This window comes from Novosphingobium sp. KACC 22771 (genome assembly GCF_028736195.1).
Taxonomy (GTDB): Bacteria; Pseudomonadota; Alphaproteobacteria; order Sphingomonadales; family Sphingomonadaceae; genus Novosphingobium.
The window spans coordinates 1,629,723-1,655,874 of the sequence record NZ_CP117881.1 but is presented as its reverse complement, the minus strand read 5'-3'; the positions used below and the strand labels follow the sequence as shown (position 1 = coordinate 1,655,874).

23 protein-coding genes, 2 tRNA genes and 1 pseudogene are annotated in these 26,152 nt (G+C 63.9%); 10 read left to right on the top strand and 16 right to left on the bottom strand.

The features are described 5' to 3' along the window. Positions 1–40 precede the first annotated feature (40 nt). Entirely contained in the window at positions 41–778 is a 738-nt protein-coding gene (locus PQ467_RS07625; protein WP_274175893.1) for an enoyl-CoA hydratase/isomerase family protein, read from the top strand. Here PQ467_RS07625 and PQ467_RS07620 read toward each other — a convergent pair. The 3 genes from PQ467_RS07620 to PQ467_RS07610 form a co-directional block, all read right to left on the bottom strand. Further along, the gene (locus tag PQ467_RS07620; RefSeq protein WP_274175892.1) at positions 775–1,902 is read right to left on the bottom strand and encodes a purine nucleoside permease; all 1,128 of its coding nucleotides are present in this window, start codon (positions 1,900–1,902) and stop codon (positions 775–777) included. The genes PQ467_RS07625 and PQ467_RS07620 overlap by 4 nt on opposite strands. A 60-nt stretch (positions 1,903–1,962) precedes the next feature. After that, complete coding sequence (locus PQ467_RS07615; protein WP_274175891.1) at positions 1,963–4,380, bottom strand: TonB-dependent siderophore receptor; 2,418 nt, start codon at positions 4,378–4,380, stop codon at positions 1,963–1,965. A 107-nt stretch (positions 4,381–4,487) separates the two neighbouring features. Next, positions 4,488–5,999: an adenosine deaminase gene (locus PQ467_RS07610; protein ID WP_274175890.1), complete on the bottom strand. Its 1,512-nt coding sequence runs from the start codon at positions 5,997–5,999 to the stop codon at positions 4,488–4,490. Positions 6,000–6,128: 129 nt separating this feature from the next. On the opposite strand from PQ467_RS07610, the gene PQ467_RS07605 reads away from it, so the two are divergent. After that, positions 6,129–7,040, top strand: a complete 912-nt coding sequence (locus PQ467_RS07605) for a LysR family transcriptional regulator (RefSeq protein ID WP_274175889.1) — start codon at positions 6,129–6,131, stop codon at positions 7,038–7,040. 5 nt (positions 7,041–7,045) lie between these two features. Here PQ467_RS07605 and PQ467_RS07600 read toward each other — a convergent pair whose 3' ends face one another. Continuing rightward, the gene (locus PQ467_RS07600; protein ID WP_274175888.1) at positions 7,046–8,308 is read right to left on the bottom strand and encodes an HD-GYP domain-containing protein; all 1,263 of its coding nucleotides are present in this window, start codon (positions 8,306–8,308) and stop codon (positions 7,046–7,048) included. A 306-nt stretch (positions 8,309–8,614) separates the two neighbouring features. Here PQ467_RS07600 and PQ467_RS07595 point away from each other — a divergent pair, with 306 nt between their 5' ends. The 7 genes from PQ467_RS07595 (at position 8,615) to PQ467_RS07565 (ending at position 15,560) form a co-directional block, all read left to right on the top strand. After that, positions 8,615–10,954, top strand: coding sequence for a TonB-dependent receptor (locus PQ467_RS07595; protein WP_274175887.1), 2,340 nt, complete (start codon positions 8,615–8,617; stop codon positions 10,952–10,954). 2 nt (positions 10,955–10,956) lie between these two features. Then, on the top strand, positions 10,957–11,682 hold the full coding sequence (locus tag PQ467_RS07590; protein ID WP_274175886.1) for a tetratricopeptide repeat protein: 726 nt from the start codon (positions 10,957–10,959) through the stop codon (positions 11,680–11,682). Further along, positions 11,679–12,314 carry a PepSY-associated TM helix domain-containing protein gene (locus PQ467_RS07585; RefSeq protein WP_274175885.1) on the top strand — a complete coding sequence of 212 codons (636 nt, stop codon included), beginning with the start codon at positions 11,679–11,681 and terminating at the stop codon, positions 12,312–12,314. Before PQ467_RS07590 ends, PQ467_RS07585 begins: the two co-directional genes overlap by 4 nt. Positions 12,315–12,326: 12 nt before the next feature. Continuing rightward, the gene (locus tag PQ467_RS07580; protein WP_274175884.1) at positions 12,327–12,812 is read left to right on the top strand and encodes a DUF2271 domain-containing protein; all 486 of its coding nucleotides are present in this window, start codon (positions 12,327–12,329) and stop codon (positions 12,810–12,812) included. Between the two features lie 28 nt (positions 12,813–12,840). Further along, positions 12,841–13,737, top strand: a complete 897-nt coding sequence (locus PQ467_RS07575) for a DUF4198 domain-containing protein (RefSeq protein WP_274175883.1) — start codon at positions 12,841–12,843, stop codon at positions 13,735–13,737. Beyond that, a complete protein-coding gene (locus tag PQ467_RS07570) occupies positions 13,737–14,702 on the top strand; it encodes an FAD:protein FMN transferase (protein WP_274175882.1) in 966 nt (321 codons plus the stop codon). Before PQ467_RS07575 ends, PQ467_RS07570 begins: the two co-directional genes overlap by 1 nt. An 81-nt stretch (positions 14,703–14,783) precedes the next feature. Continuing rightward, on the top strand, positions 14,784–15,560 hold the full coding sequence (locus tag PQ467_RS07565) for an energy transducer TonB (RefSeq protein ID WP_274175881.1): 777 nt from the start codon (positions 14,784–14,786) through the stop codon (positions 15,558–15,560). Here the strand turns inward: PQ467_RS07565 and PQ467_RS07560 are convergent. Together PQ467_RS07560 and PQ467_RS07555 are read right to left on the bottom strand one after the other, a co-directional pair. Beyond that, positions 15,550–16,329, bottom strand: a complete 780-nt coding sequence (locus tag PQ467_RS07560) for an alpha/beta fold hydrolase (protein ID WP_274176110.1) — start codon at positions 16,327–16,329, stop codon at positions 15,550–15,552. The two genes, PQ467_RS07565 and PQ467_RS07560, sit on opposite strands and share 11 nt — an antisense overlap. Before the next feature lie 169 nt (positions 16,330–16,498). Next, complete coding sequence (locus PQ467_RS07555) at positions 16,499–16,801, bottom strand: hypothetical protein (protein ID WP_274175880.1); 303 nt, start codon at positions 16,799–16,801, stop codon at positions 16,499–16,501. Positions 16,802–17,020: 219 nt separating this feature from the next. On the opposite strand from PQ467_RS07555, the gene PQ467_RS07550 reads away from it, so the two are divergent. Further along, entirely contained in the window at positions 17,021–17,689 is a 669-nt protein-coding gene (locus PQ467_RS07550) for a hypothetical protein (protein WP_274175879.1), read from the top strand. A gap of 77 nt (positions 17,690–17,766) precedes the next feature. On the opposite strand, the gene PQ467_RS07545 is transcribed toward PQ467_RS07550, so the two are convergent. From PQ467_RS07545 to PQ467_RS07500, 10 genes and pseudogenes are all read right to left on the bottom strand, one after another. Continuing rightward, positions 17,767–18,792 carry an aspartate-semialdehyde dehydrogenase gene (locus PQ467_RS07545; protein ID WP_274175878.1) on the bottom strand — a complete coding sequence of 342 codons (1,026 nt, stop codon included), beginning with the start codon at positions 18,790–18,792 and terminating at the stop codon, positions 17,767–17,769. Positions 18,793–18,873: 81 nt separating this feature from the next. Beyond that, positions 18,874–21,126, bottom strand: a complete 2,253-nt coding sequence (locus PQ467_RS07540) for a S9 family peptidase (protein WP_274175877.1) — start codon at positions 21,124–21,126, stop codon at positions 18,874–18,876. A gap of 126 nt (positions 21,127–21,252) precedes the next feature. After that, the gene (gene rplS, locus PQ467_RS07535; RefSeq protein ID WP_274175876.1) at positions 21,253–21,633 is read right to left on the bottom strand and encodes a 50S ribosomal protein L19; all 381 of its coding nucleotides are present in this window, start codon (positions 21,631–21,633) and stop codon (positions 21,253–21,255) included. Continuing rightward, positions 21,630–22,379 carry a tRNA (guanosine(37)-N1)-methyltransferase TrmD gene (gene trmD / locus PQ467_RS07530; protein WP_274175875.1) on the bottom strand — a complete coding sequence of 250 codons (750 nt, stop codon included), beginning with the start codon at positions 22,377–22,379 and terminating at the stop codon, positions 21,630–21,632. The genes rplS and trmD overlap by 4 nt, the downstream gene beginning before the upstream one ends. 52 nt (positions 22,380–22,431) lie before the next feature. After that, positions 22,432–23,178: a TIGR04222 domain-containing membrane protein gene (locus PQ467_RS07525; RefSeq protein ID WP_274175874.1), complete on the bottom strand. Its 747-nt coding sequence runs from the start codon at positions 23,176–23,178 to the stop codon at positions 22,432–22,434. A 208-nt stretch (positions 23,179–23,386) separates the two neighbouring features. After that, complete coding sequence (rimM, locus tag PQ467_RS07520; protein WP_443193002.1) at positions 23,387–23,866, bottom strand: ribosome maturation factor RimM; 480 nt, start codon at positions 23,864–23,866, stop codon at positions 23,387–23,389. A 23-nt stretch (positions 23,867–23,889) separates the two neighbouring features. Next, positions 23,890–24,249: pseudogene (gene rpsP, locus PQ467_RS07515) on the bottom strand (30S ribosomal protein S16); the annotation flags it as partial. 26 nt (positions 24,250–24,275) lie between these two features. Further along, positions 24,276–25,745, bottom strand: a complete 1,470-nt coding sequence (gene ffh / locus PQ467_RS07510) for a signal recognition particle protein (RefSeq protein WP_274175871.1) — start codon at positions 25,743–25,745, stop codon at positions 24,276–24,278. A gap of 149 nt (positions 25,746–25,894) precedes the next feature. Beyond that, positions 25,895–25,970, bottom strand: a tRNA-Ala gene (locus PQ467_RS07505). 23 nt (positions 25,971–25,993) lie between these two features. Further along, a tRNA-Ala gene (locus tag PQ467_RS07500) sits at positions 25,994–26,069 on the bottom strand. Between the last annotated feature and the right edge of the window lie 83 nt (positions 26,070–26,152).

Sequence of the window (26,152 nt, the reverse complement as noted above, 5' to 3'; positions counted from 1 at the left end):
CGCGCTGTTGCCGGGGCGTATGATCAGGTAAGAGGCGCCCATGCTGAAACTGGACAAGGACGGCGCCATCGCGCGCCTGCTGATCGAGCGCCCCGAGCGTCATAATGCGATGAACCTTGCCATGTGGCAGGCCTTGCCGGACTTGCTGGGCCAAGCGGTGGATGATGCCGATGTGCGCGCGATTGTCCTGACCTCGGCCACGCCGGGCCTGTTTTGCGCAGGCGCGGATATTGGCGAAATGCTGGCCGCGCGTGAGGATCTGGTGCTGCGCGCCGCGACGCAGGGGGCGATCAATGCGGCGCAATCGGCGCTGGCGCAATGCCCCAAGCCCTTGGTGGCGATGGTGGATGGCGATGCGATCGGCGGGGGATGCGGGCTGATCCTTGCCTGCCATATGCGCGTGGCCACGGCGCGCGCGCGTTTCGGCATTACGCCCGCGCGGCTGGGGCTGGCCTATCCGCTGCATGACACCGCGCTGCTGGTCAATCTGGTCGGGCCGGGTCAGGCGCGGCGGCTGATGCTGACCGGCATGCTGATCGGGGCGGGGGAAGCGCTGCGCATCGGCTTGATCGAGGAAATCGCCGAAAGCGCGCATGAGCCCCTGCGCGCCATCACCGCCAATTCCGCCTTCACCCATGGCGCCACATTGCACACCATCGCCCGGGTGATCGCGGGGCAAGCCCAAGAGGACGAGGCATCCCTCGCCCTCTTCGCCTCGGCCTTCGACGGGGCGGATTTCGCCGCCCGCGCCCAAGGTTTCCTAAAACGAAAGACTTAGGGAACCGCCTTTTCATATTTCGGCCAATGCGTGGTGATTTCCCCCACCACCTTGGACCCGGCGGCATAGAGCGCCTCCAGCGCGGCGGTCATGCCCGAATAGCCCGCATTCTCGCGCGCCATGTTTTCCGCCGCGCCCATGCCCGGCGGCGGCATGGTGAAATTCGATCCCGCGCGCAGCACCATCACGCGGTTGCGATCCGCCCGGCCCACCTTGGTCAGATATTCAAGGCTCTGGATAATCCCCGTTTCCTCCATCGCCGAGGTGACGAAAGTGCCCTTGCCATTGGTCCAGTATTTGACCCAGTCGCGGCCCCATTGGGTCATCTTCTCGCCATGCCAATAGGTCATCGCGGCCAGTTGATCGCCCATCATCACATGCGGCGGCTTCTGGGCTTCGGGGAAATCCTTGTAGAGTTCGCGCTGCGCCGCAATCGAGGCATCGTCGGGCAGTTTCAGATCCTTGGTCAGCCCGTAAGCCCATTGGGCGAGGCCCGCATTCAAAGCAAACATCTCACCATTGGCCGCCACCGGCGCCGGACCGGCCAGCGGATCGCCCTCCACCCTGGTCGAGCCGTGGATCGGGAAATAGCCATATTTCCAGCCCTTGGGGATTTCGCGCGCGTCAATCTCATGCGCCATATCGCCATCGACCAGATAGCGCGCCCATGCCGCGCTGCCCGCCGATCCTGCCGCCGGATCAATCCCGGCAATACCCGCCACCAGCCAATAGGCGTGGGACAAATCGAGCCGCTGATCCAGCCCCAGCGCCAGCGCGGCGGTGGCCGACTTGATATTGCCCATGCCCGTCACAATGCCCAGAACCTGCGTTTCGGGATTGTAATAGAGGTCGTGATAGCCCTGCGGAAAAGGGATCCGTTCGGTCAGCTTCGCCCGCTCTTTCCAGAGCTGGAACTCGCCGGGGCGGTCGCCCTCATCCTTGCCGATTTCAAACAGCGTGACCACCACCACCCGCACCGGCAGATGCGCGGCGCAGGGCGCGGCCGGCGCGCATTTGGCGATTTGCGCCAAGGCCGCGCGCGGAGACACAGGAGCCGCCGCCGCCGGCCCGGCCACAGCCGCCGTCAACGCCAGAAACAAAGCCTTGTAACGGGCCATAACCATAGAAAATTTCCCTAAACAGGCGGGGCGCCCGGACAGTAGCCCAAGCGCCCCGCCCCATCATCAGAACTTGTAAACCACCGAACCCTGCACGCTGCGCGGCTTTTCCGGCAGGACGATGGTCGAGCCGAACAATTCGGTGAAATTGGCGCGGAAGTAAGTCGCATCGGTAGCGTTCTTTACCACCACGCGGAACAGCCAAGGCCCGGTCTTGTAGCTGGCCGAGAGGTCGACCAGCGTATAGGCGGGCAGGCGCACCGCCTGCGACTGGCCCGAGAACACCGAATCGAAGGCCGAGGCGCTGACGGCAAAGGCAAGGCCATTGTCGAAAGCATAAGTGGCCGTGGCCGAATAGGTGTTGGTCGGAATGCCCGCCCGGCGCGACTTGTCCATCGTATTGGTGGAAATCAGCCCGCCCGGCTGACCGCCAAGGATCAGCGAGGGATCAACGCCCTTCAGATCCTCGATGCCAAGGAAGCTGAACGTGCTGCCCGCATTGAGGAACGAGAGATTGTACACCTTGGTCTTGGTGTAATTGCCCGAAATCAGCAGGTGCCTGTCCACCGACCAGCGCACTTCGGCCTCGATGCCGCGCGTTTCGACCGACTGGTTGACGGTCGAGGACTGGATCGAGAAGTCGGTGCGCTTCTGGTTGTAGGTGTCGATCGCGGCATAGAGGCGCCCGCCCAGCCACGAACCCTTGATCCCGGCCTCCCACATGCGCGATGCGGTGGTCCATGCATTGCCCAGCACGTTGGAGGTGTAGATTTCCGCACCCTGTCCGGCGATCACCGTCGATTGGCGCGACACCGTGCCATAGGGCACCAAGCCGAAGGGCAGCTTGTAATTGGCGCTGGCGGTCCAGCTCCAGATGCCGTTATTCGCCGAGGCCGAAGGCGTGACGCCTGCCGGTACGCGCAGCTTGCTCAGGTCATTGCTGGTGCGCACGTCAATATTGTCAAAGCGCGCGCCCAGCGTGACATCGAGGCCGAATTTGAAATCGAGATCGGCCAGCGCGGCAAAGGCCGTGTCGGTGTAATAGCCGCGCACATAGTTTGAATATTCGCAATCGCACTGGGTCGAGAGGCGGCGGGCCGAGAGCGCGGTATAGCCCTGCGTCAGATCGACACGGTGGAAATATTCAAACGTGAAATCATCGCCATGCAGGAAGTCGGTATAACGCACCGAAGGGCTGAGCTGGAGCTGGAACTTGCCCGCGCTGTTCTCGACCGTCTTGGTGGCGACGATCTTGTCCTCGATCACATAGGAATTGTGGAATTGCGAGAAGCCATAGGCGTTCTCGTTCATATTGTCATAGCCGTCATAGAAAAGCTGGTTCTTGATCTCCAGCGTGTCGGACGGGTTCCAGATCAGATCCGCGTAAAGCGTGACCGCCTTGTTCCACAGCTTGTCATTGGGCCCGGTCAGCACATTCTTGCGGCTGAGCGTGGCGGTGCCGACATTGTTGAGCGCCAGCCAGGGATAGATCAGCGAACCATCCGGATTTTTGAAGCTATTGTTCGTAACGCTGGCCGGATTGGGGAAGAAGGGGTTGAAATTACCCACGCTGGTAAATTCGCTGGCCTGGATCAGGCCGTCGCCATTGGTGTCGAGCGGCTTGGCCGTGCCGGTGATATAGGTGCCATTGTTGACCAGCGCCTGCGTCAGACGGTTCCAGCCGCCGTTCTGCTGCCCCTTGTAATTGTGATACATGCCGCCAAATTCGAGGCGCAGCGTGGGCGTCAGGTCCATTTCAAAACTGGCCTGAAGGATGGTCTGCTTGGTCCCCATATTGCGGTAATAGGAGCCGCTGTCCTCGACCTCGCCATAGAGGCTGTAGCCGAACTCTTTCGACCCCACATGCCCCGGCCCGCGGATCGTGGCGGAGAGCACATTCTTACTCCAGCTGCCCCCGGTATAGTTCACCTCGCCCTCGGCATGGTCAAGGAACTTGCCCTTGCCCGCGCGCGCCGACTTGGGCACGAAATTCATATAGCCGCCGGTCTTGGACGGACCATAGATCGGCGAGGAAGGCCCGCGCACGATGTCGATCCGGTCCGATGCGCCCAGCGGAGTGGGATAATTGCCCGGATTGTCGAGACGGCGCATGCCCCGGAAATAGATTTCGCCCGGCGTGCCGCGAATATCGAGCGCCCCGCCCACGCCAAAGAACGAGTTGGTGAACACACCCGGCGATTGCGCCACAAGGTCATAGATTTCGGTCGCGCCGAAACGCTCCATCTGCTCCTTGGAAATGGTCGAGGCCGAGCGCGGCGTTTCCACCAGATTCTTGTTGAAGCCGAAAATCGTGCCGACATCCTTCAGCGGCAGCGCGCCCAGCGAGCCCTGCACGACGATTTCCTTCTTTTCCTCGGCCGGTTCGTCGGCCGCATAGGCGTTGGTCGACAGCACCGACCCGGCCAGCAGAACGGCCGCCAATGTCACGCGACGCAGCCGTAATTTTTCGTTGGATTCCATCATACTTGCCCCCATGTGTGATGGCCGGCCGCGCTCTTGCGCCGCCTGCCTTGTGTTTGTTCCCTGTCCTCTTCCCGATGCCTGTCCGGCTTATCTTGTGATGATCCGCATCATGGCGCCCCGGCCATCCGGTCCCGCTCAAAAGCGGCCCATTCCCGCTCCAGCGCGGCCAGCGCCTCGGCCTTTTCGCCCGGCGGCAGGAAGGAATAGGTCAGGCTGTTGCGCGAGGCCTGTTTGAGATCGCGATAGGTCAGCCCCTGTTCGCGCACGGCGCGGACATATTCGCCGGTCATGTCGCCGCGCAAAACCCCCGCATCATCGGTGCTGATGACGAATGGCACGCCATGGCGGCGATAAAGCCCCAGCGGATGCGCCTCGCCCTTCACGCCAAGGATCACGTCATTGCTGGTCAGGTTGATTTCGACCGCAATCCCCGCGCGGGCCATGCGCGCCATGGTGGCGGCGGCCTTTTCCTCTCCGGCAATATCGACGCCATGGCCGATGCGCTGGGCGCCCGCATCAATGGCCATGGCGATATGGTCGGTGCGCGCCAGAGGCGGCACTTGGGTCGCGCCCAATTCGCCCGCATGCAGCGTGCGATGAACGCCCGGATAGCGCGCCGCCAGAAAGCGGATCATCGCCATGTGCAGCGCATAATCGCGCAGCGCCAGCGGGTGGTCCTCGGGCATGACGATGTTGATGCCGACATAGCGCGGATCGCGGTCCGCCATCATGAAGGCCGCCACCAGCGAGCGAAACACCATGCGCGGCGGCAGCGCCCGCAAGGCCTGAAACAGATAATGCACCCGCACCTTGCATCCGGCCTCGGCCTGCGGCGTGGCGCATTGCAGGTCCCGGGCCGCCGCCGCCTCGTCGCGGGTCAATTCCGCACTCGCCTGCGCCAGCAAGGGTTCGATCAGCGCGCGGTCGGCCTCAAACGCGGTGGGAATATCACCCTGCCCCATCGGCGCATCGCCCGCCGCCATGATGGCATGGGAAAAGGCGTTGGTGTTGTGATCCAACTCCAGATAGCCGACCCGGTCCAGCGCGGCATGACGCCGCACCGAGGCCAGCATCGGCCCGGTCGAGATCGCGGCGATGGGGGCAAACCGCGCAAAGGTCTGAAAGAACTGGGCATGGCCCGAGCGTTCATTGCGCCCCACGCCCGCCTGCCAGCCGCGCGTCGAAAAACTGTCGACCAACCGGGCATAGGATGGCGATTCCTGCCCATCGCGCTGCTCGATGCGGCGGTCGGGCGCGCATCCGCCGGGCGGGGGCGGCTCCACGCTCAATCCATCAGCGGTGGCGCAAAAACCCGCCTGCGCCGCCCAGAGCAGATAATCCTCGGCCCAGATCGCCCCTGAGAGGTGGTTGTGCAGATCGCCGCCCTTGGGCATGGCGCGCAAAAACACGCGCAAATCGGTCGGGCTCTTTGCCGCGCGCGCCATCATCTGCGCCACCGCCGCCTCGCGCTGCGGAGAGGAATGGGCGCGGGCGGCGGTGGTTCCGGCCAGAACCGCGTGAGGGAGGAGCGCGGCCCCGGCCAGCATGTAAAGACCCAAAGACCGGCGCATACGCAAGGTCGAGGCGCCCAACCGCCGCCTGCCACCGGAAATGTTCAAGATTGGTCCCCGTCAAAGGGTCCCCTGACCCCTTCGCGGGCAAATTTAGGGCTTGACGTGCAACAATCAAACGCAATGATTTAGACGCAGCGTTGCAAAAATGAGCGCACCCCCAAACGGAGCCACCCCATGCCCGCCTTTTCCCGTTTCCTGCGCTACTTTATGGTGGTGGGCCGCACCGGATCGATCCGCAAGGCGGCCGATGAACTCCACGTCTCGGCATCGGCCATCGATCGACAGATCCTGAATGCCGAGGCCGAGATCGGGATGCCGCTGTTCGAGCGCCTGCCCTCCGGCCTGCGTTTGACGGCGGCGGGCGAGATCATGATGGCGGCGGGCGGCAATTGGCAGAAGTCGCTGGCCGATGCGCGGGCGCGGATCGAGGACCTGCGCGGGCTGAAACGCGGCCATGTCGAGATTGCCGTGATCCATGCGCTGACCAAAGGCTATATTCCCCAGGTCCTGTCCGCGCTCCATCGACGCTATCCGGGGATCACGGTGGCGCTGCGCATTCTGGACAGCGCGGCGATGCGCGACGCAGTGGCCGACGGCGATGTTGATTTCGGCATCGGTTTCGAACCGCAATCGATCCGCGATCTGACCGTGCGCGCCTTTGCCGATGTGCCGCTGGGCTTCATCACCCCTCCGGGCCATCCGATCGCGCAATTGCCCCGCGCGCGCTTTTCGATGGCGGCCGATATGCCGGTCATCCTGCCCGCGCGGCCTCTGGCGGTCCATGATCAGGTGGCCGTGCTGCAAGGCGCGGCGCAGGTCCCGCTCAACCGCATCTTCACCTCGGACAATATCCAGATGATCGCCAGTCTGGTGCAGGAAGGCGTTGGCGTTGGCGTCCTGTCTTGGGTCGATGTGGCCAGCGAGGTGCGCGCCGGAACGCTGTGCTTTACTCCGCTGGCCGATCCGATCCTCAAACCGCTGGTGCTGGCCATGACCACGGCCACCTCGCGCACGCTGTCCTATGCCGCCGATCTGGTGCTGGGCGAAATCCAGCAGGGATTTGCCGCGCTGGCCTATCAGGAGTAGCGCCTTTATCCCGCGCAGGCTGCGGCCAGCAGTTTCATCCGCATCTGCCCCGGATCGGGCAGATTGGCCTGCGCCAGCATCGCGCTGTCAGCCGGGCCAACGATGCGATCCTTGCCAAAGCAATGGTTGAGATCGAGGGTTTCCTGCGCCACCGCCCGGCCCAGTTTGAGCGAATGGAAACAGCGCACCGTGGGTCGGGCCGGATCATCCGGGCTTTGGTCCACCACCATGGCCAGCCGATGCGAGGCCAGCAGCACGAAAGAGCCTATCGGATAGACCCCCATCGCCGCGATGAATTCGCGCATGATATCGGGGTCATAGGCGCCCGCATCGGCCTGCATCCTCTCGATCACGCAGGCCGGGTTGGAGCGGCCATCGCCGTCAAACGGATTGGCCAGATCATCATAGGCATCGCAAATCGCGGCCATCCGGCCCAGCAGGCTGATCCCCTCGCCCGCCAGCTTTTCGGGATAGCCCGCGCCGTCCATGCGCTCATGATGCTCATAACAGGCCCGCACCACTGCCTCGTCAAAGCCGCCCATGGCCACGAAATCGCGCCCGAACAGCACATGCTCATGCGCCGCCCGTTTGGGCAGGGATTGCCAGTCACCCTGCCACCCGGGGGGCGGAGGGATCATTGCAATCCCGCTGTCCATCAACAGGCCGACCAGGCCGGCATCATGCATCTGGCCGGGCGACAGTTTCATTTGCCGCCCCAGCGAGATCATCAGCGCCGAGGTGGCCAGCGCATGGCGGAACAGATATTCCATATCGCGCTTGCACCGCATCAGGCCGTTGAAAGCATGGGGATTGCGCTGAACCGAGGCGAAGACCGCTTCGACCACCGGGGCCACCACTTCGGGCTGAACCGCCTTGCCCAGCCGCGCCTCGATAAAGGCGCGAGAGATGACCTTGACGCCCATGTCGGCGGCCTGTTCGGCGCGGCCGAATTCGCGGGCCATGCCGCGCAGGCCCGGCGGCAAGGCGGATGGGCGACGGGCCGCCTGCTGGTCCTCCACCAGCATCTGGCGTCGACGCCGGGGCGCGGCCGGGGGCATGGCCGCCAAGGCTGCGCCCTCGGCCACATCACATCCGCGCTCGGTATCGATGATCACCGCAGCCACATCGCTGGCGCGCAGCCGGTCAAGGCGGCCCGCGTCACTCAGCAAAAAACGTCCCCACCAGAAGGAATGGCTGAACCAGTTGCCCTCCAGCTTGTGGACGAACATGCCAAGTCGCGCCTGATGAGGATCAATCCGTTTAAGCATGGGGGATCTGGACTTTTCACTGGGTTGCACCGCGAAAGCCCGCCATGGCCGACAAATTTCTAAAATCCCTCGGATTGATATTTAGGCATATTTCCGTGGCGCCGTGACGCGAATGGCGGCGAGAATCGGCGCAGTTTGTTGCCCACGCCAAGCCTTGCGCGGGAGGCACTGGTTATCGGCGCGTTATGTTTTGCCAAGATCCGGGGCCAGAAGCGGGGTCATGGCATTTTATGCAATTTTTCCTATTGCAACGCATTCGCATTTGCTCAATAGGCTCTTGCAACTTAATCGCAATAAGGAAAGCCCATGAACCCCGGCAGCAAACCCCTCCTGCTCGGCGCCGCATCGTTGATTGCGCCCGCTATCGCCAACCCCGCGATGGCCGACGAAAAATCACCCCAACAGGCCGATCTGGGCAGTTTTGCCGTCACCGATACCGCCATCACCACCGGCTCTTACAAGGTCGAGCGCCAGTCCTCGCCCAAGGCAACCGCCGATCTGGTCGATACGCCGCGCGCGATCACGGTGGTTACGCGCCAGTTGCTGGAAGACACCTCCTCGACCACGCTGACCGAGGCGCTGCGCATGGTGCCGGGCATCACGCTGGGCTCAGGCGAAGGCGGCAATCCGCTGGGCGACCGGCCGTTCCTGCGCGGCTCGGATTCATCGAACTCGATCTATCTGGACGGCGTGCGCGATTTGGCCGCCACCAGCCGCGAAACCTTTGCCGTCGAATCGATCGAGATCACCAAGGGATCGGACGGCATCACCAATGGTTCGGGCAATGCGGGCGGTTCGATCAATATCGTGTCCAAGAGCCCTGAAAAGCGCCGCTTCGTCAATGCCGATGCCACCTATGGCACCAAGGATTACAAGCGCTTTACGGTGGACATCAACCAGCCGGTCAATGATTTCATCGGCCTGCGCGTGTCGGGCATGTATCACGATCAGGGCGTGGCGGGCCGCGATTATGTGTGGCAGCGCCGCTGGGGCATCGCGCCCTCGCTGAAAATCGGCATGACCGGCCCCACCAGCCTGACGCTGGACTGGTATCACATGCAGTCGAGCGAATTGCCCGATCAGGGCATCCCCTATACGCGCATCGCCACCAGCTTTGGCCCGGGCTATTACGAGGTCGCCCCGCTGGGCACCGATCCGTTTACCACCGCCAATGGCGGCACAGTTCAGCGTCAGCGCAGCACGTTCTATGGTCTGGTCAACCGCGATTTCCGCACCAGCAACAGCGACGCCTTCACCGCGCGCTTTGAACACAAGATCAGCCCGGACCTGAAAATCCGCAACACCTTCCGCTACAGCAACACCGAGCAGGATTACCTGTGGACCCTGCCCGATGATTCGCGCGGCAATGTCTATGCCTATGGCACCGTGTCGCGCCGGGTGAATGCGCGCTACAGCAAGCAGGACGGGCTGGTGGATCAACTCGACCTGTCGGGCAAGTTCAACACCGGCGGCATCCAGCACAGTTTCGCCGCCGGGCTGGAGTTCAACTGGCAGAAATCGGCCATCGGCAATTACCTGTCCGACACCAGCGGCACGGCGGTCGCGCTGGCCATTGCCTGCCCCACGGCCACGACCGGCACCAATGGCATCTGCACCAGCGCGTCCAGCCCCAATCCGTTTGATGCCTTCAACGTGCCCATCGTGAAGGGCCCGAACAATTCGCAGACCTTCTCGGACTGGACCACGCTGTCGGCCTATGCGTTCGACACGATCACGCTGTCGGACAAGTGGCTGATCAATCTGGGCGGGCGCTATGACCGCTATCTCACCCATGTCAGCGCCAATTCGGCCGCGCCCTATACCGCCAACCGCACGTGGCAGCGCCGGGTGGATGACCTGTTCACCTATCAGGCCGGTCTGGTCTACAAACCGCGTCCCAACGGCAGCTTCTATATCTCCACCTCGACCTCGGCCATCGCGCCCGGCTCGTTCCTGTCGCAGGGGCTTGAGGACAACACGCTGACCGCCACCACCATCGGGGTGGACGCGCTCAAGGTGCAGAAGAGCACCACCTATGAGGCGGGGACCAAGTGGAACCTGTTTGACGAGAACCTCTCGCTCTCGCTGGCCGTGTTCCAGACGCGCACCACCAATGTCCGCGCCAATCTGGGCGACGGCTCGGTGGGCTTTATCGGCGACAAGCGGGTGCGCGGCATCGAGTTGGGCATCAGCGGCAATATCACCGACAAGTGGAGCCTGTTCGGCGGCTGGGCGCATATGCCCTCGGTCATGCTCAACGGCGGCTATACGCTGGTTGGCGGGGCCTATGTGCCCGCCGCCATCACCGGCAAGCGCGCGCCCAACACCCCGCTCGACAGCATCAGCCTGACCACGACCTACAAGGTCACGCCCAAGTTCACGCTGGGCGGCGGCGCGATCTATATGGGCAAGGTCTATGGCGGCTATTCCTTCGGCAGCACGGCCTCGACGGTGCGCGCGGTCTATACGCCGTCCTATTGGCGCTTTGATGCCAATGCCGCCTATCAACTGACCGACCATATCGGCGTCAAGGTTTCGGCGCTCAATCTGACCAACAAGCTCTATTATGATGCGACCTATGTCAGCCACTATGCGCATCAGGCGGCGGGCCGCACCATTCTGGCCAGCCTGAGCCTGAAGTATTGAGCATGGGCCATTCCCCGCTGACGGTGGAAGAGTGGCAGGCGGTGCTGGCGGGGGATCCTGCCGGCGCCGCCGCTGCGCTGTTGGACGCGGCGCGCGGCGGCGAGCCCGTTGCCGCGCTGCATTACGGGCAATGCCTGATGGACGGGCGCGGCGTGGCGCGCGATCCGCAAGCCGCGTTCCGCTGGTTTGTCGAGGCCGCGCAACCGGGTCTGGCCCCGGCCATCAACATGGTGGGCCGCTGCCTCGATCAGGGCTGGGGCGTGGAAGAAGCGCCGGGTCTTGCCGCATCGTGGTTTGCCGTTGCCGCCGACAAAGGCGATGTCTGGGGCCTCTACAATTACGCCACCGCGCTTTGTCTGGGGCGGGGCGTGGCGCAGGACCGGGCGCGTGCGCTCGACCTGTTTCGCCGGGCCGCAGGGATGGGCCATGCCAAATCGCAGAACATGATCGGCTCTTTCCATGAGGACGGCTGGAGCGTTCCGGTCAATCTGGACGTGGCCGCCTATCACTATGCCCGCGCGGCCGAGGGCGGCGATTTTCGCGGCTGTTTCAACCATGCCCGCATGGAAATCGCGCATGGGCGGATGGATTCGGCGCATCGCTGGCTGAACGAAGCGGCGCGCCTTGGCCATGACCGGTTCCGCGCGCAAATGGCGCAATGGTTGAGCGCGCGCGAGGAGGCAAGCCTGCGCCGGTTTGCCGACCAGATGGACAAGATCCCCGCATGAGCAAGAAAAAGAATGGCGCGACCAAGCAGTTCTGGCCCAAGCAGTTCTGGCAGCGCCAGTTTCACACATGGCACTGGATCAGCGCGGCGATCAGCCTGATCGGCATGCTGTTTTTCGCCATTACCGGGATCACGCTGAACCACGCGGGCGCCTTTGCCGCCAGCCCCAGGGTGGTGGATCGCAATGGGCAATTGTCGGTCGGTGCGCTGAGGCTGCTAAAGGGCCATGCCCCCACCGGCCCTCTGCCCGCACCGGTGGCCAGCGCGGTCGAACAGGCGGTCCACATTGATATATCGGGCCGCGACGCCGAATGGGCAGAGGACGCAATCACGGTCAACCTGCCCCGTCCGGGCGGCGACGGCTTTGTCTCGATCAATCCGGCCGATGGCGCGATCACGGCCGAACTGACCGACCGGGGCCTGCTCTCGCTGGCCAATGACCTGCACAAGGGGCGCAATGCGGGCGGGCCGTGGGTCTGGTTCCTCGACATATTCGCGGGTGCCTGCGTGATTTTCACGCTGACGGGCCTGCTGCTGCTCCATCTCCATTCAAAGCGTCGCCCTTCGACATGGCCGCTGGTCGGGCTGGGCCTGATCGTGCCGCTTCTGCTTGTCCATTTCCTTGTTCCCTAAAAGGAATATCCGATGAAACCCTCCTCCCTGCTGGCCCCCGTGCTGGTTCTTGCCCCCGGCGCCGCGATGGCCGGTTCGATCTCGATCGACCTGCCGCGCCTGTCGGTTGCCGAATATCACCGCCCCTATGTCGCCATCTGGATCGAGGGCGCAGGCATCCAGCCGCGCACCGTGGCGGTCTGGTATGACGCCGACCATCGCGGCGATCCGGGAACGAAATGGCTGTCGGACCTGCGCGGATGGTGGCGCGTGGCCGGGCGCAACATCGGCACGCCGCCCTCGGGCATTTCGGGCGCCACACGCGCGCCGGGGCACCACACGATTCCCCTGCCCGCCGATCTGAAACCCGGCGCCTATACGCTCAAGGTCGAGGCCGCACGCGAAACCGGCGGACGCGAACTGGTCAACGTTCCCTTCACTCTGCCCCGCACCGGCGGCAAGGGCGCGGGCAATGGCGCGGGCGGCGAAATCGGCGCGGTTGCCGTCACCCTCCCCTGATCCGTTTCCCCTGACAGGAGCCTTCTCCATGGCCAATTCCATGACGTTCAAATCGATTGCCCTGCTGGTCGGCGCGTCTGCCCTTGCCCTGCCTATGAGCGCGGCGGCCCATCGCCAATGGCTGCTGCCGGTGGCCACCACCTATTCGGGCGACGACCCGTGGGCCAGCGTCGATGCCGCGATCTCGAACGACCTGTTCTTCCCCGATCATTTCCCCCTGCCTTTGGCGCAAATCAAGGTGACCGCGCCGGACGGCACACCGGGCGCGATCGAGCATGGCATCACCGCGCGCTATCGCAGCACGTTCGACGTTCACCTGACCCAGCCCGGCACGTGGAAGATCGGCACCGAGAGCTTTAACGTGATGGGCAGTTTCAAGGTGGACGGCGTTGAAAAGCGCGTGGGCCGCCGGCCCGGCCCGCCGCCGGGCGCAATGGGGCCGGGTGGGGCTCCGGGTGGTGCTCCGGGTGGTCGTCCGCAGATCGAATCGGTGGCGCTCGATGCCATTCCGGCCAATGCCACCGACCTCAAATTGACCGAAGCAATCAGCCGCAACGAAATCTTCATCACACGCGGCGCGCCCACCACCACTTTGTTCAAACCCACCGGCAAGGGGCTGGAGTTCGATCCCCTCACCCATCCCGACGATCTCGTGGCCAATGAACCGGGCAAGTTCCGCTTCCTGATCGATGGCCAGTCCGCCAAGGGGCTGAAGCTGACCGTCATTCCGGGCGGCAAGCGCTATCGCGATGCCGAGGGCGGCTATGATGTGACCACCGATGCCAATGGCGTGGCCACGGTCAAATGGAACGGCGCGGGCATGTATTGGATGACCATCAGCGCAACCGACAACCATCCCGCCACCCCGCGCGCCACCGAGCGCCGGATGACCTATACCGCCACGGTCGAGGTGATGGCGCCCTGATGATCCGTGTCGCCCTGCCGCCGGTCATTGATGGCGATGCTCTGCGCGGGCTGGACCCGAAAGCCCCGGTGGTGGCGCTTTCGGGTCGGACGATGGGGACGGTGTGGCGGGTGCGTGCAGTTTGGCCCCAAGGCTTGGCCTTGGTGGATTTGCGCGGGGCGATTGCCGCGCGGCTCGATATTCTGGTGCGCGCAATGAGCCATTGGCAGGCCGACAGCGAGCTTTGTCTTTTCAACAATTTGCCAAGCGGTGAATGGGCAAGCCTCTCGCCCGATTTCGCCCGCGTCATGGCCGCCGCGCTCGATTTGGCGCAGGAGAGTGGTGGCGCGTTCAGCCCGGCCATGGGGCGGCTGGTGGATCGCTGGGGCTTTGGCCCGCCCGGCCCTGCGGCCGCCCAGCCAACGGATGCGGAGATCGCCTCTTTGCGCCCCTTATGCGATGTTTGGCGTCTGGCGTGGGACGGCGAGGCCGGGCGGCTGCGCCAACCGGGCGGCGTGGCGCTCGACCTGTCAGGCATTGCCAAAGGCTATGCGGTGGATGCGCTGGCCGACATGCTGCGCGCGATGGGAGTGAGGCATGGATTGGTCGAGGTGGGCGGCGAATTGACCGGCTGGGGCGTGCAGAGCGACGGTCAGCCGTGGTGGGTCGATCTGGAAAACCCCGCCCGTCTGCCGCCCTTGCGCATCGCGCTGCATGGCTTGGCCGTGGCCACATCGGGCACTTATGTACGCGGCGGGCACAATCTCGATCCGGCCACGGGACGCCCTGCAGAAAGCGGGGTGCTGGCCTGCAGTGTGCTTCATCCTCAGGCGATGATCGCCGATGGCTGGGCCAGCGCCTTGAGCGTGCTGGCGCAGGAGCGGGGGCGGGAAATGGCGGATCGGTGGGACTTGGCGGTGCGCTGGGTGATGGAGGACGAGGGCGAGGTATTGAGCCCGGCGCTGGATGCTATGATTGCGAATTAGATGCAATAAGCCTTGCTGAAGGATGTTCTTTTTGCTAATCGTTAGCAATAGCGAGCATCTAACGACCCCATGAGGCAGCCCATGTACGCCTTCCGAGTGACTGACGAAGCCGAGTTTTCCGCCCATTATGGCCCCCTTGGCCATGAGGCGCGACTCAGCTTTGCCGCTCCCGCCCCGGCTGCCCCCTTCATCCCCAGCGCCCGCTATGCCCAGCAGGCCCAGCGCCCGCGCGGCGGCGCCATGGTGGCCTCGGCGCTGGCCATGGGCCTGCTGTTTTCCGCGATGGTGTGGATGAATGTGGCGCCCCATGCCAAGCGCGAGCATCATGTCGTGACGATGGACCTGACCGCCCCCGCCCGCCCGGCGCCGCCAGAGAGCAAGCCGGTGGCCAAGACGGTCGACATGCCCCAATTGCCGCAAACCGTCGCTCAGCCGCAGCCGGAGGCCCCCACCCCGCCGCTGGCCGTGGCGATCCCGGTGGGCCAGGAAGCCGCCGTGCAACCAGCCCCCCCCGCCCCACCGGCGCCTGCCCCCGCGCCGGTGGCGGCGGCCCCCAAGGCGCCTGCGGGTCCGGCCGAAGTGGGCGATCTAGGCGCGCGCATCCTGTCCTTCACGCCGCCCACCTATCCGCTGGAATCGCGGCGGAATATGGAGGAAGGCACGGTGACGCTGGGCCTGCTGGTGGGCACCGACGGGCGCGTGGCGGAAATCTCCGTCGCCAACAGCAGCGGCTATCCCCGCCTCGACAAGGCCGCGCTGGAGGCCGTGCGCAAATGGCGCTGGACCCCGATGATGCGCGGCGGCGAGGCGGTGATGCTGCGCGGGTTCCTCAAGATCCCCTTTGGACTTAAGAAGTAAGAAATTCCACCATCTGCTGGCCCAGTTCCTTTTGGGTCACGCTGCTCATATGCGTGCCGGGAATTTCGGCATAGCGCGCATGGGGCAGGGTTTGCGCCAGACGTGGGGCGCTGCCATTGTCCTGATCGATGGCGCCGCACACCACCAGCGTCGGCATGGTGATACCGGCCAGATCCGAAGGCGGCGTGTCGTCCACCGATTGCAGCAGCAGTTCAGCCGCGCGCAGATCGACCTTCTGCGCCTTCATGAATTGCTGGGCCACATAGGCCGGATCGCCATGCTTGATGGTGCCGTATCGCGCGATGGCATCGAGGAAAAAGGCGCTGCGCCGCGCCCAGCCCGCCAGACCTTCGAGCCCCATGCCAGCGAGGATCAACCGGCGCGGCTCCAGGCCTGCCAGCACCGCGCGCGTGGCCGTGCGCGAGCCGAGCGAGAAACCGCCCAGATCATACCTGCCCGGCTCCAGCCCCAGTTCGCGCACCAGCATCAATGCATCGGTGACCAGCACATCGTCAGGGTAAGCGGTGGCGTCATGGGGCGCCTCGCTCATGCCATGGGCACGCAGGTCCGGCATGATCACCTCGAACCCGGCCTGCGCCAGACGCTCGGCATGACCATATTTGACCCAGTTGATCGCCGCCGAAGAAAACAGCCCGTGGAACAGCAGCAAAGGCCGTCCGCTCCCTCCCGATGCAGGGCCCATGCGATGGAGCGCCAACCGCGTTCCTGCCCAACCGCGGAAATAGCTGGTGGTGACGGTTTCGGGCATGACGACATCCTCTTCGGGCGAACGGGCAAGAAGATCGCGATAGGCGCGGAAAAGCCAAAGGGGCAAGCGGCTTGTGCCGGCCGATGCCTGAAAATATTCATGGATCAAGGAAAAGCGCTCCAAAGGCGCGAAAGGAAACAGGGCGGGATGCGCCCGCCCTGTCTTTGATTCAGCAGCCGGTGAGCGAGGCGCCGGGCACATAGCGCGGGCCGAACATCGGCGAGCAGGCGCGCGCCGCATTGGCGCGCTTCAGCCGGGACGGGTCGATCTGGCCGCTCTTGGCGGTATCGGCGCGGTCAAAGGCGGTTTCCATATAGGCAACGAAGGCTTCACGGGTAACCTTGCCATCGGCATCGCGCGGCACATGGGGCAGGATCTCGGCCAGCGCAACATCGCCGGACGCGGCAGCATTGGCCTGCGTGGCGCCGGCAAGGGCCAGAACCAGAGCGGCGAGGCCAAAACGGATATTCATAACTCCTCCTATGCGAATGCCCCCGCCCCCGCGCCGCGCGCCCTAGCCATTGGGAGAGGCGCCCGGTATGCGTAATTCCGCTCATGCATTTTTGTCCGCTTTTCGGTCACTTCGCATAAAGTGGGGCGATGTGTGGCGCGCGCATCACCTCATCGCGTGGAACCATCGCCTTGTCTGGCTCTTCCTTGGGCATCTACCATGTTCGAGAGGAGTAGATCCATGAAGACCCTTCACCGCACGCTGCTCGCCGCCACGATGCTGGCTGTGGCATGGACTGGCCCCGCCATGGCCGAAGGCAAGGCCGACCGCGCGAAAAAGGCCATCGCCGTGGCCGAAGCCAAGATCAGCGCCGCCGATACGGCGGGCGCCGACACCTTGCTGGCCGTGGATCAGGCCAAGGCCAAGCAGGCGCTGGCTGATGCCCGCGAAGACCTGTCGGCCGGGCGCAAGGAAGAAGCGATCGAGACCGCCAATCAGGCTTCGATGATCGCCGACGCCAATCTGGGCCAGGCCCAGCGCATGAAGGCCGAGCGCACCGCCGCCCGTGTTGAGGCGGCCAAGACCGACGCCGCCATTGCTCAGGCGCAGGCCAGCGAAGCCAGCCAACAGGCCGCCGCCCAACAGGTAGCCGCCGCCAATGAACGCGCCGCCAGTGCCGAACAGAGCGCGCAGGCCGCCCAGCAGGATGCCATGGCCGCCCGCGCCACCGCTCAGGCCGCCATGGAGCAGAAGGCTGCCGTTGAGACCACGGTGACCACGCAGAACACCGGGCGCGTAGCCGCAAAGAAGGTCGTCAAGACCCGCGTGGTGAAGAAGCCCACGCACACGACCCGCGTTGCATGGCCAGTGGCCACCACGACCACCACGGTGACGCAGCGCGTGAACTAAACCCCCAAACAGCAAAAAAGGGTGGGACAGGTTTTGCCTGCCCCACCCTTTTTTTCGTGCCATCACTGGCGCGCCGTTCAGCCCTTCTTGAGGTGGCGGCGGCCCAGCAGTTCGGCGATCTGCACCGCGTTCAGAGCGGCACCCTTGCGCAGGTTGTCCGACACGCACCACAGCGACAGGCCGTTGTCGACCGTCGAGTCTTCACGCACGCGGCTGATGAAGGTGGCGAAATCGCCCACGCATTCGACCGGGGTGACATAACCACCGTTCTCGCGCTTATCGACCAGCATCACGCCGGGGGCTTCGCGCAGGATGTCCTGAGCTTCGACCGCCGAGATTTCTTCCTCGAACTCGATGTTCAGCGCTTCGGAGTGGCCGATGAACACCGGCACGCGCACGCAGGTTGCCGTCAGCTTGATCTTGGGGTCCAGGATCTTCTTGGTTTCGGCCACCATCTTCCATTCTTCCTTGGTGTAGCCATCATCAAGGAAAACGTCGATGTGCGGGATCACATTGAAGGCGATCTGCTTGGTGAACTTCTTCGGCTCGACCGGATCGCCGACAAAGATCGCGCGGCTCTGTTCGAACAGCTCGTCCATGCCTTCCTTGCCCGCGCCCGACACCGACTGATAGGTGGCGACGACAACGCGCTTGATCGTCGCCTTGTCGTGCAGCGGCTTCAAGGCCACAACCATCTGCGCGGTCGAGCAGTTGGGGTTGGCGATGATGTTGCGCTTGGTATAGCCGTCGATGGCGTCCGGGTTCACTTCGGGCACGATCAGCGGAACGTCCGGGTCCATGCGATAGAGCGAGGAATTGTCGATCACCACGCAGCCCTGCGACGCAGCCTTGGGGGCATAGATCTTCGTCGGGCCCGAACCTGCGGCAAACAGGGCGATGTCCCAGCCGGTGAAGTCGAAGTGCTCGATGTTCTGCACCTTCAGCTTCTTGCCGGTTTCGCCAAAGTCGATCTCGGTGCCCTGCGAACGGGGCGAAGCCACCGCCGCCAGTTCAGCGATGGGGAATTCACGCTCGGCAAGGATGTTGAGCATTTCGCGGCCCACATTGCCCGTGGCGCCAACGACGACAACCCGATAACCCATGTTACTCACTCCTGCGGCCCAAAGGGGCCTGTTTCACGCGGCCTGAGACGCAAAGCCGCATTACAACAACTGGCTAGAGAATTACGGCGGCGTCACTCCATGCCGTGCCAGGAAAGCGAAAATCGTGTTCCAGAGATGGACGCTGACCTTGGGCCCGCCCACGCGATGGGTATGGCCGGGATACAGCATCATCTCGAAAGGCGTCGCCTCGTTCTGCATCTTGGCGATGAGCGCCGAGGAATTTTCAAACACCACATTGTCATCCGACAATCCGTGGATCAGCAAAAGCGGGTCGCGGATTCTATCCGAATTGTCGATGGCGTTCGAAGCCTTGTAAGCCGCCGGAACCTGACGCGGATCGCCCATATAGCGCTCGGTATAGTGGGTGTCATACAGCTCCCACTTGGTCACCGGCGCGCCGGAGATCCCCACCGCAAAGGCGCCCGGATGCGCCTCCAGCATCTTGAGCGTCATATAGCCGCCATAGGACCAGCCATAGGTGGCGATCTTGGCAGGGTCCACGAAAGGCAGCGATTTCAGGTAATCGGCCCCGGCGATCTGGTCGGCCACTTCCACCGTGCCCATCGCCTGCCAGATCTGGCTTTCGTAATCGACGCCCCGGTTGGCGCTGCCCCGGTTGTCGATCTCGAAATAGATATAGCCGCGTGCAACAATCGCCTGCGCCAGAGCGCCAGACCAGCCCTTGTTGACCACCTGCACATGGGGGCCGCCGTAATGTTCAAAGAACACCGGATAGCGCTTGCCCGGCTCCATGACGGGCGTGATCATCTTCCAGTGCAGGTCGCTACCGTCCTGCGCCTTGATCGTGCCAAAGGTCGGCGCGCGATGGGCGGCCAGATAGGGCGCGTAGGGATGGCCCGCATCGACGCGGTTTTCCTCGACCCATGCGATCCGCTTGCCCGCGCCATCGGCCAAATAGGTCTGGGCGGGCTGGTTCTGGGCGCTGCGAGTGATGACCAGCGTTTGCCCGGCGCGATCCATCGTCGCGCTGTTCATATAGGCCGGATCGGTCAGGCGCTTCGGCTCACCCGGATGGGTGTAATCCAGCGCATAGACCTGATGGGCCAGCACATCGTCCTTGGTGCCGGTGAAAAAGAGCTTGCCGCCCTTCTCGTCCACGCCATCGAGCGAAGTGACCATCCAGCGCCCATGGGTGAGCTGCTGCCACTTGCCACCCGCGAGGCGATAGAGATGGCCGAAACCATCGCGCTCGCTCCACCAGATCAGGCTGCCGTCGCGCAGGAAGCGATAATTGTCGGTCAGGTTGATCCAGCTCTTGGGCCGCGCCGTTTCGCTGAACAGCACCTCGGAACGCCCCGTCGCCGGATCGACCCGCAGCATGTCGAGGCGGGTCTGCGCCCGGTCCTCGCGCTGAACATAGAGCACCTTGCCATCGGGCGCCCAATCGACGCGGGCGAGATAGATGTCAGGGTCAGTACCCAGATCGACCCGCACAGGATCGCCGCCTTCCGGGCTGACCACATAAAGCGAGACTTCGGCATTGGGCGTGCCCGCCGCCGGATAGCGCTGGTCGAAAGTCTTGGTCCCGGTGGCGCCGATCGCCGCGCGGGTGACCGTGCCGACATGAGCCTCGTCGAAACGCTCGACCGCCACATGCTTGTCATCGCCCGACCACCATGCGCCGGTCAGGCGGGCCATTTCTTCCTGCGCGACAAATTCGGCCTCGCCCCAATGGACGGTCGGGCTGGTTTCCACCGGCGTGATCGCGCGGGGCGCGGAGCCATTGACCCCGCCATTAACCGGCACCACCCACAGGCGGCGGTCGCGAACAAAGGAGACGAAACCGCCACGCGGGCTGAGGCGCGGATTGAGCGCATCGGCCCCCGCCCCCTCAACCTTGCGCACCGAGCCATCCAGCCCCGCCAGCAGCAGTTCGCCATCGAGCGGCACCAGCACGCTCTTGCCATCGGCCGCCCAGCTATAGGAAACGATACCCTTGAGATCGCCGATCCGCTGCCGCTCGCGCTGCATCTTTTCCGCCTCGGACAAGGCGCGGCCCGAGGACAGCTTTTCCGAATCGACCAGCATCCGCCACTGACCGTTCTGGCGGTCATAGCCCCACAGGTCATAACGTTCGCGGTCATTGGCCCGATTGCGCAGCAGCGTCAGATAGCGCCCATCAGGCGACAGCTTGACCCCGCGCGGCGCCGGGCCATTGAGCGAAGGGCTGGCAAAGACCCGCTCAAACGACAGCGCAGCCGAAGCAGGCGCGCTCACAGCCGCCCCCTGCGCAAAGGCGAGAGGCGCAGGCACCAACATGGCTGCGGCAAGCAGGAGAGCGGGAAGACGCATGGCAAGGAGGGAAACCTGTCGAAGTATTGAGGATAAGGCGCGCAAGCAAAAGGGCGCCCCGGCTGTCTTGGCCGAGGCGCCCTTTCACGATGTTCCGCTGGTTGGCTGGGGAACCGGTGTTCCGGCTCAGCCTGCCGTGCGGGGGTCGCGGCGCTCGGCGATACGTGCGCGTTTGCCGGTGCGGCCGCGCAGATAGTACAGCTTGGCACGACGCACGACACCACGGCGGACCACGGTAATCGATTCGATGTTGGGCGAGTAGAGCGGGAATACGCGCTCCACGCCTTCGCCGAACGACATCTTGCGCACGGTGAAGTTCGAGTTGATGCCGCGGTTCGAACGGGCAATCACCACGCCTTCATAGGCCTGAACGCGGGTACGGTCGCCTTCGATAACCTTCACGCCCACGCGCAGCGTGTCGCCAGCGCGGAATTCCGGAATTTCCTTGCCGGAAGCCGAGAGCGCCTTGGCGATTTCTTCGGCTTCGATCTGCTGAATCAGGTTCATTGACCCAAATCCTTCGTTTTGCGCCGCGCGCCAGAGGCAGACTGACCCGAAGCACCACCGTAGCGCTCCCAAAGGTCGGGCCTGCGTGACCGAGTATCGTCGAGCGCCTGTTGTTTCCGCCAGGCATCGATCTTTCCATGATCCCCCGATCGCAGCACTTCAGGGATCAATCGCCCTTCCCAATCATTGGGTCGGGTATAATGGGGATATTCGAGCAATCCGTTTTCGAACGACTCATCATCCCCACTAGAGGCCGCGCCCATTACGCCGGGAAGCAGCCGAATGCAAGCATCCAGAAGCATTATTGCCGCAGGTTCGCCGCCCGACAGGATAATATCGCCCATCGAGACCTCCTCGACATCGCGTCCGGCGAAAATCCGCTCGTCAAACCCTTCAAATCGTCCGCAAAGCACGATGACCCCCGGCCCGGCGGCCAGTTCGCGCACCCGCGCTTGCGTCAAAGGCCGCCCGCGCGGCGTCATGGCAAGAACAGGCCGCCCCATCGGGCCGGTTGCGCGGGCATGATCAATCGCGCGGGCCAGCACATCAACCTTCAGCACCATCCCGGCCCCACCGCCTGCGGGCGTATCATCCACCGTGCGGTGCTTGTCCTGGGCAAAGTCGCGGATCTGCACCGCGTCGATGGCCCATTTGCCCTCCTCACGCGCGCGCCCGGCAAGGCTTACCCCCAGCGGGCCGGGGAACATGTCGGGATACAGCGTCAGGACGGTGGCGGAAAAGCTCATGGCGCCCCCATGCCCCCTGCGCCGCCGGTCTGCAAGGGGCATCGTCCAGACCTCACCCGCGATGGCGCAGCCTGTACAGCGCCTCATAGGGCGTCGCAGCCAAAACCTCTGTACCGAACAGCGCGACGGCCATCTGGGCCTGCCCCAGATCGTATCGGTGGCGCAGGCTGCGCGCCTCATCGCGCGCGCGGGCCAGTACGCGGCAACCGCCCTGCGTACGCCGGTCAACCGTCACACACCGAACGACCGCCCCCAGGAGCGCCGCCAGCACCAACCAACCCAGATAGGGCACAGCCGCATGGCGCAACACGCCCGCCTCCCAGCGAATCGCCCCAAACAGCAGCACAAGCACCAACGGCAGGCAGGCCCAGCCGCGAATCTGCCACCATTGCGCCCGGTCCAGCCACAGGCCCCGCGCGATCAACCGCAATTCGACCCAGTGAACCGAACTCCACAGGCTGGTCATCAGCAAATCCCAGTCGGTTCCCGCCGGCAGGCCCAGCACCGCCACCTCGGCCCGGCTGATACCTGCCGTCGGGCGCAAGGGTTCGAAAAAGCGATCATCATTTAAACGCAGATGCCCCGCCTGCATCAGGCCCAGCACCAGCGTTTCGGCATAGCGCGTCGGCCCACCCGACAAACAGGCCATTTCAAAGGGATGTTGCAGCGAGAGCATCTTGCCATCCGGGCGCAACCAATGCGGCAGCACCCACGCCATTCCCGCCGCCGCCAGCAACAGCGCCGCATAGGCCGCAAGAAACTGCCCGTTGCTCAACTGAAACGGGTCCAACCCCGCCATGATCCCTCCTTATCCGCCAATCGACGAATAAGACCCCTGGGTGTCTTTAGCCTTCAAGCCAACTCGGTACAATCACACAATTGGGATAATGAGGTTCTGGCAAAACAAGAGCATAGTGATTTATGGTTCGAACCAAACGCCACGGTCGATCACCGCCGCAAACCGGGCATCTCCTGCGCCAAGGCGGCAATCTCCGCCTCGCGGCCGGTCATCCGACGTAGGCGTCCTCGATCAGCACCCGCGCCTCGTCCCATTCGGGCACTGCCTCGGCGCGCATGGGCACCATGAAGCGGTGGCTCTTGCCATCCTCGCCCGCAGGCATCTCTATTTCCAGAATGTCGCCCGCGCCGAAATTGTCGACCGCGACCACCGTGCCCAGCATCGCACCGGTGGTGGATTGGGCCGCCAGACCGAGCAGGTCAGCGTAATAATACTCACCCGGCGCCAGTGGCGGCATGGCCGAGCGGGGGACCGTCAGCGCCGTCCCACGCAATTTTTCCGCCGCCGTTCGATCAGGGACTTCGGCAAAGCGGGCCAAAGCGCCCCCCTTGCCGTCATCCTTGATCGATTTCAGCGTCAGCGCGCCGTCGTTGAAGGTGCGGTAGCTTTTGAGCGCGGCCACACCTTCACCAAACAGCTTGAGACGAACCTCGCCCGTGATGCCATGGGCCGCCGCAACAGCGGCCATTGTCACGGGCCGCCTCATTATTCAGCAGCAGCCGCTTCAGCAGCTTCAGCGGCCTTCTTGGCCTTGTCTTCGGCGCGTTCCTTGGCCTTCTTGCCGGGTTCGGCCTTGTTCGGGTTGTTGGTGGGGGCGCGTTCCTTCAGACCGGCCTTGTCCAGCAGACGGGCAACGCGGTCGGTCGGCTGCGCGCCAACGCCCAGCCAGTACTTCACGCGGTCTTCGACCAGACGCACGCGGTTTTCATCGTCCTTGGCCAGCAGCGGGTTGTAGGTGCCAACCTGCTCCAGGAACTTGCCGTCGCGGGGAGCGGTCGAGTTGGCGATAACGATCTTGTAATAAGGGCGCTTCTTAGAACCGCCACGCGACAGACGCAGAGAAACCGACATTTTCGTACCTTTCCAATTAATTCAGCTTATTTCTTCAAAAACTTTGTAAAATCCGGGGCGCCCGCGCCGAGACCGGGAAGGCCGCCGGCGCCGCCAAGGCCGCCCATGCCGCCCGGCATACCGCCGCCCATGCCGCCAAGAGCGCCGCCCATGCCACCCTTGCCGAACAAGGCGGCCAGGCCCTTGAGCCCGCCCATCTTCTTGATCTGCTTCATCGCCTTTTCCATCTCCTGATGCATTTTCAGGAGCTTGTTGACTTCCTGCACCTGCGTGCCGGAGCCATTGGCGATACGGATCTTGCGCTTGGCGTTGAGCAATTCGGGCCGTGCGCGCTCCTTGGGGGTCATCGAGCCGATGATCGCATCCATGCGCAGCAGCGTGCGGTCGTTCATCCCGCTGTTCGCCATGGCGGCCTGCGCCTTCTTCATGCCCGGCAGCATCCCGGCCAGCATGCCCAGCCCGCCCATCTTCTGCATCTGGCGCAGCTGGGTACGCAGGTCGTTCATGTCGAACTGACCCTTGGCCATGCGCTCGGCCAGCTTTTCGGCGTCCTCGGCCTCAACCGCCTGCGCCGCTTTTTCCACCAGGCTGACGATATCGCCCATGCCCAGGATGCGGCCCGCCACGCGGCCGGGGTTAAACACTTCGATCTGGTCGAGCTTTTCGCCCATACCGGCAAATTTGATCGGCTTGCCCGTGACCGCACGCATCGAGAGCGCCGCACCGCCGCGCGCATCGCCATCCATACGGGTCAGAATCACACCCGTCAGATCGACTTCGCCCGCAAAGCTCTGCGCGACATTCACCGCGTCCTGACCGGTCAGCGAATCGACGACCAGCAGCGTTTCTTTCGGGGTCGAGATGGCGGCAACCGCCTTCATCTCTTCCATCAGCGCCGCATCGACATGCAGACGGCCCGCCGTGTCGAGCAGCAGCACATCCACCGCCTGAAGCTTGGCCGAATTGATCGCGCGTTCGGCAATCGCCGTCGGCATTTGCCCCGCCACGATCGGCAGGGTCGAAACGCCCACCTGCGTGCCCAGAACGGCCAACTGTTCCTGCGCGGCGGGGCGGTTGACGTCCAATGACGCCATCAGCACCTTCTTGCCGTGCTTTTCCTTCAGCAGCTTGCCGAGCTTGGCCGTGCTGGTGGTCTTGCCCGACCCTTGCAGGCCGACCATCATGATGACCACCGGCGGCGCAGCGTTCAGATCAAGACCGGGGACATCCTGCCCGCCCAGCATCTCGACCAGCGCATCATTGACGATCTTGACGACCTGCTGACCGGGCGTGACCGACTTGAGCACATTTTGCCCAACGGCCTTCTCGGTCACATCGTCGATAAACCGGCGCACCACCGGCAGGGCCACGTCGGCTTCGAGCAAGGCAATGCGCACTTCGCGCATCGCATCGCGCACATCCTGTTCCTTGAGCGCACCGCGCCCCTTCAGCCGATCAAAGACCGAGCCAAGGCGATCAGACAGAGCGTCGAACATCAGCCAACCCCAACAACGGCGCAAAATTACGCCAAAAACGCCGATGGGCAAAACCTTGCCGATCAGCGCATAATCCCATCAAGCGAAAAACGCCGGCAGACGTAAATTCGTCGGCCAGCGTAACGCTTCATGAAGCGATACTTTCCCTTTGGTGGAGCCTAGCGGGATCGAACCGCTGACCTCCTGCATGCCATGCAGGCGCTCTCCCAGCTGAGCTAAGGCCCCTTACCAATGGGTATATGTTTGAATGGTGGAGCCTAGCGGGATCGAACCGCTGACCTCCTGCATGCCATGCAGGCGCTCTCCCAGCTGAGCTAAGGCCCCATTCATTCAATAAGCTAGGCATCCCTGGGTGGTTTGCTTCGCTTCCGCCTCGTCGGCGGGCCGCCCCACTAGGACGACCCCGG